The sequence below is a fragment of the Methylobacterium sp. CCH5-D2 genome, assembly GCF_001556475.1.
Classification (GTDB): Bacteria; Pseudomonadota; Alphaproteobacteria; order Rhizobiales; family Beijerinckiaceae; genus Methylobacterium; species Methylobacterium hispanicum.
Map to the genome: position 1 here is coordinate 1 of NZ_LSIX01000698.1, position 5,467 is coordinate 5,467.

Consider the following 5,467-nt stretch of genomic DNA (forward strand, 5'->3'; position numbering starts at 1 on the left):
CGGCGTTGAAACCGGCGTAGAAGCCCGTCCAGGTGAAGACCGGAACCGGCGTGAAGACCGGCGGCGGAGCGCGGCGCGGAAGGTCGGCGGCGGTCGCGGCGGCGGTGAGCGCCGTGAACATCGCCAACGAGGTAGCAAGCTTTTTCATTGTTGTGATCCCCAGCATTTGTGCCCGATCAAGCGGGACCTTATGTGATTTTCCACAGCCAAGATGTAGCGCGGCGGCCACAGGCCGGGGGCCTCGCGGGAGGCGGCGTCCGCCGAACTGTGGCGAACACTTGCTTAAGACAGGGCGGTTCCACGACCCAGCGGCGATGGTTCGGCGGCGGAATACAGTTTTCGGTTGTGTCGCCACGCGGCTGCGCGGGGGGCGAGCGTGGTTCGCGCGCGCGCTCTCCCCCGCACAGGGGAGGGAGAGCGGGGGCGCGTCCCAGGACGGCGACCTGGCTTAGACCGGCGGCGTGCCGTTGGCGGTGAGCACCGCGCCCGCGAGGTAGAGCGAGCCGCAGATCAGGATGCGTGGCGGGTGCTCGAAGGCGATGTCGGAGACGCTGGCGAGCGCCGCCTCGATGCTCGGCGCCACCCGGGCGCTGAGGCCGACGCCCTCGGCGATCTGGGCGACCTCCTCGGCCGGGCGCGCCGCGATCTGGCCGGCGATCGGCACGGCGATCAGCGCCCGCGATAGGCCGACGAAGTGGCGCAGGAAGCCCTCCGCGTCCTTGGTGCCGAGAAGCCCGACCACGAGGACGAGGGGCGCCTCGCTGCGCTCGCCGAGTTCGGCCAGGGCCGCGGCCAGGATGCGGCCGCCGTCGATGTTGTGGCCGCCGTCGAGCCAGAGTTCGGAGCCCGCCGGCACCAGGGCGGCGAGGCGCCCGCGGCTCAGGCGCTGCAGGCGGCCGGGCCACTCGACGTTGCGCAGGCCCGCCTCGAGGGCCGCCGTGCCGATGTCGCCGAAGCCGGCCGCGCGGAGCGCCGCGATGGCGGTGCCGGCATTGGTGAACTGGTGGCGGCCGAGCAGCTTCGGCTTGGGCAGGTCGAACAGGTCGGTCTCGTCCTGGTAGACGAGGCGCCCGCGCTCCTCGTGCACCGAGAAATCCTGGTTGCCGACGAGGATCGGGCCGGCGCCGACGGCCTCCGCGCGCCGGCACAGCACCGCGTCGGCCTCGGCGTAGTCCTGGGCGGCGATCACCGCCGGGCAGCCGCGCTTGAAGATGCCGGCCTTCTCGCCCGCCACGGCCTCGACCGTGTCGCCGAGATACTCCGCGTGGTCGCGCCCGATCGGCGTCACCACGGCGGCGGCGGGCTGGTCGATCACGTTGGTGGCGTCGACCCGTCCGCCGAGGCCGACCTCGAGCAGGAGCACGTCGGCGGGCGCCTCGGAGTAGAGCAGGAGGGCGGCGGCCGTGGTGATCTCGAAGACCGTGATCGGGTCGCCGGCATTGGCCGCCTCGCAGCGCGCGAAGGCGTCGGCGAGCCGGTCCTCGGGCACGAAGGTGCCGCCGCCGATGCCGCCGAGGCGGATGCGCTCGTGGAAGCGCACCAGATGGGGCGAGGTGTAGACGTGGGCGGCCAGGCCCCCGGCCTCCAGGATCGCCCGCATGAAGGCGATGGTCGAGCCCTTGCCGTTGGTGCCGGCCACGTGGATCACCGGGGGCAGGCGCCGCTCCGGATGGTTCAGCGCCGCCAGCAGCCGCTGGATGCGCCCGAGCGACAGGTCGATCGTGCGGGGGTGGAGGGCGAGGAAGCGCCCCATCAGCGCGTCGGAGGAATCCATCGTCCGGCCCTCGGGGTCAGGCGGCCTCGGGCGCCGGGGCCGGCTCCGGCAGGGCCGCCGCCGGCCGCACGTCCATCAGCAGGCCGCAGATCCGGGCGATCGTCTCCTTGAGCTGGTGGCGGTGCACCACCTGATCGACCATGCCGTGGTCGCGCAGGTACTCGGCCCGCTGGAAGCCGTCGGGGAGCTTCTCGCGGATGGTCTGCTCGATGACGCGGGGTCCCGCGAAGCAGATCAGCGCGCCGGGCTCGGCGAGGTGCACGTCGCCCAGCATCGCGTAGGAGGCGGTGACGCCGCCCGTCGTCGGGTTCGTCAGCACCACGATGTAGGGCAGGCGCGCGGCGTTGAGGCGGCGCACCGCCACCGTCGTGCGGGGCATCTGCATCAGCGAGAGGATGCCCTCCTGCATGCGCGCGCCGCCGGACGCCGCGAACAGCACGTAGGGGGTGCGCTTCTCCAAGGCCGTCTCGGCGCCGCGCACGAAGGCCTCGCCCGCCGCCATGCCGAGCGAGCCCGCCATGAAGCCGAACTCCTGGGCGGCCAGCGTCATCGGCAGGCCGCCGACGCGGCCGAAGCCGATCTTGAAGGCGTCCTGCAGGCCGGTCTTGGCGCGGGCGTCCTTCAGGCGATCGACGTAGCGCTTCTCGTCGCGGAACTTCAGCGGGTCGGTGGCCACCTCGGGGAGCGCCACGTCGATCCAGGTGCCCTCGTCGAACATCAGCTTCAGGCGGGCGGAGGCGCCCATCTTCAGGTGGTGCTCGGAGCCCGGGATCACCCAGTGGTTGGCCTCCACCTCCTTGTGGAAGACCATCTGGCCGGTGTCCGGGCACTTCACCCAGAGGTTCTCCGGGGTCTCGCGCTTGAACAGGGTCTTGATCTTGGGGCGCACGACCTCCGAGATCCAGTTCATCGGCTCTACCATCATGCCGGCCCGTGCTGTCTGTGTCCGGAGGGCGATATCGTTGTGCCGCGCGGCCCGCGCCAGGGTCAGCGGCGGCGCTCGGCCGGGCGCTCGGCGGTTCGCACGCCCGCGGCGAGCTCCCGCACCAGCCCGGCCACCGCCTCGACGGTGCCCCCTTGCGCGCGGCCCTCCCCGTCGAGGGAGCGGTGCAGGGCATCGACGAGCGCCGAGCCCACCACCACGCCATCCGCGCCCTTCGCGATGGCGGCGGCGTGCGCGCCGGTCTTCACGCCGAAGCCCACCACCACCGGCAGGTCGGTGTGGCGGCCGATCCGGGAGACGGCCTCGGCGACCCGCCCGAAATCGGGCGTCGCCGTGCCGGTGATGCCGGTGATCGACACGTAGTAGACGAAGCCCGCCGTGTTCGCGAGGACGGCCGGCAGGCGCGCGTCGTCGGTGGTGGGCGTCGCGAGCCGGATGAAGGCCAGCCCCTTGGCGAGCGCCGGCAGGCAGAGCTCCTCGTCCTCCTCCGGCGGCAGGTCGACCACGATCAGCCCGTCGATCCCGGCCGCCACCGCGTCGTCGAGGAAGCGGTCGACGCCATAGGTGTGGATCGGGTTGTAGTAGCCCATCAGGATCACGGGCGTGTCGGCGTTGCCCGCGCGAAAGCGCGTGACGAGCTCCAGCGTCCGGGCCACGCCCTGGCCGCCCTTCAGCGCGCGCAGGCCCGCCGCCTGGATCGCCGGGCCGTCCGCCATTGGGTCGGTGAAGGGCAGGCCGAACTCGACGATGTCGGCGCCGGCTCGCGGCAGCGCTTCCAGCACCTTCAGGGAGGTCTCGGGGTCGGGGTCGCCCGCCATCACGTAGGTGACGAGGGCGGCCCGGCCTTCCGCGCGGCAGCGGGCGAAGGTGGCGTCGATGCGGCTCGGCATGGTCGGTGGCTGTCGGTTCGGGCCTCGGGGATCCTCCGGGAAGGAGGGCCCCGCGGGCGGGGTCGAGCCGCCGCGCCTACACCATCGGGGCCGGCCCGTGAAGCGCGGGCCGGTCTCGCGGATCGCCGCAAGCTCCGGTTAAGCGCCTTCGCTGACGGAGCCTTCAGGGATCGCGCGGCACGCTCGCCGCCGCGCGGGCTTCCGTGCGGCCGGCCCGGATAGCCCGCATGCAAGACCTCCTCCTCGCCGGCCTCCTGCTCCTCCTCGGGCTGGGGGCCGGCCTGCTCGGCGGGCAGGCGCTGAGCCGCCGGCCCCGGCCCGAGGCGCCCTCCGCCGAGGCGCTGCACGCGCGCATCCGGCGCATCGCCGAGAGCGAGGAGCGCTACCGGGCGCTCGTCGCCGCGACCACGGACGTCATCGTGCAGCGCGACGCGCTGGGCCGCATCACCTTCGCGAGCGAGGGCTACGCGCGGCTCCTCGGCCGCGATCCGCTCGCCCTGGTCGGCTCGACCGCGGAGCCCGAGGTGATCGAGCAGGGGTCGTCCGGTACGGACGCCGACGGGGTGCGCCGCTCCGAGCGGCGGATCCGGGACGCGGACGGACGGGCGCGCTGGTTCGCCCTCGTGGAGATGCCGGTCGGCGGCCCGGCGGGGGAGGCCCCGCAGGTGCTCTGCGCGGGCACCGACATCACCGGCCGGGTCGAGGCGGTGCGCTCCCTCGACGGGGCGCTCGCCCGCGCGGAAGCCGCCAACGTCGCCAAATCCCGCTTCCTCGCCACCGTCAGCCACGAGTTCCGCACGCCGCTCAACGGCATCCTGGGCATGACCGACCTCGTGCTCGACACCGGGCTCGACGCCGAGCAGCGGACCTATGTCGAGGCGGTGCGCACCAGCGGCAAGGCGCTGCTCGGGCTCATCGACGGCATCCTCGACTTCTCCCGCATCGAGGCGGGCCGGCTCGACCTCGCCGACGAGCCCTTCGGGCTCGCGTCGCTCGCCGAGGGCGTGGTGGAGCTGCTGGCGCCGCGCGCCCAGGACAAGGGCATCGAGATCGCCCTCGACGTCGCCGGGGACGTGCCCGCCCAGGTCCGGGGCGACGCGGACCGGGTGCGCCAGATCCTCATCAACCTCGCGGGCAACGCCGTGAAGTTCACGGAGGCGGGCGGCGTCGGCCTCTCGGTGAGCCGGACCCCGGAGGGGATCTGCCTCGCGGTCTCCGATACCGGGCCGGGCATCCCGGAGGACCGGCTGCCGCGGCTCTTCGAGGAGTTCGAGCAGGGCGACGACAGCGCAAGCCGCCCGCACGAGGGCACGGGCCTCGGGCTCGCCATCACCCGCCGCCTCGCGGCGCGGATGGGCGGCCGGGTGGAGGCCGTCTCCGATCCGGGCACGGGCTCGACCTTCCGGGCCCTGCTGCCGCTCGCCGCCGTCCCGGGGGAAGCGGCTCCCGGTGCGGCCCCCGGTGCGGAGCCCGGGGCGGCGCTGGCCGGCCGCCGGGTGCTGATCGTGGCCGACTCGCCCTTCCAGGCGCCCTCTCTCGCCCGCATGCTGGAGCGGGCGGGGGCGCCCGCCGTGCAGGCCGGGAGCCTGGAGGCCGGGCTCGCGGCGCTCGCCCGCGCGGAGGGCGCCTTCGACGCGCTCATCGCCGACCGGGCCCTCGGCGACGCGGCCGTGCGCCGCCTGGCCGACGCGGCGCGGCTCGCCGGCGTGCGCTGCTGCCTGATCCTGCTCTCGCCCTTCGACCGGCGCGCCTTCGGGGCGCCGGCGGCCGCGGGCTTCGACAGCTACCTGATCAAGCCCGTGCGCGCCCGCTCGCTCCTCGACCGCCTGCTCGCCCCGAGCCCGGCCGAGGCGCCACCCG

4 protein-coding genes are annotated in these 5,467 nt (G+C 74.2%); 1 reads left to right on the forward strand and 3 read right to left on the reverse strand.

Annotation, left to right across the window (positions count from 1 at the left end; genetic code table 11):
* Positions 1 to 448: 448 nt before the first annotated feature.
* The 3 genes from AX737_RS18355 to trpA all read right to left on the reverse strand — a co-directional run bounded on the left by AX737_RS18355 (position 449) and on the right by trpA (position 3,607).
* Complete coding sequence (locus AX737_RS18355) at positions 449 to 1,774, reverse strand: folylpolyglutamate synthase/dihydrofolate synthase family protein (RefSeq protein ID WP_066923928.1); 1,326 nt, start codon at positions 1,772 to 1,774, stop codon at positions 449 to 451.
* 16 nt (positions 1,775 to 1,790) lie between these two features.
* The gene (accD, locus tag AX737_RS18360) at positions 1,791 to 2,696 is read right to left on the reverse strand and encodes an acetyl-CoA carboxylase, carboxyltransferase subunit beta (protein WP_066923934.1); all 906 of its coding nucleotides are present in this window, start codon (positions 2,694 to 2,696) and stop codon (positions 1,791 to 1,793) included.
* Positions 2,697 to 2,761: 65 nt separating this feature from the next.
* Complete coding sequence (gene trpA, locus AX737_RS18365) at positions 2,762 to 3,607, reverse strand: tryptophan synthase subunit alpha (protein WP_066923930.1); 846 nt, start codon at positions 3,605 to 3,607, stop codon at positions 2,762 to 2,764.
* A 227-nt stretch (positions 3,608 to 3,834) separates the two neighbouring features.
* On the opposite strand from trpA, the gene AX737_RS18370 reads away from it, so the two are divergent.
* On the forward strand, positions 3,835 to 5,467 hold a 1,633-nt coding region (locus AX737_RS18370; RefSeq protein ID WP_066923932.1), incomplete at its 3' end, for an ATP-binding protein.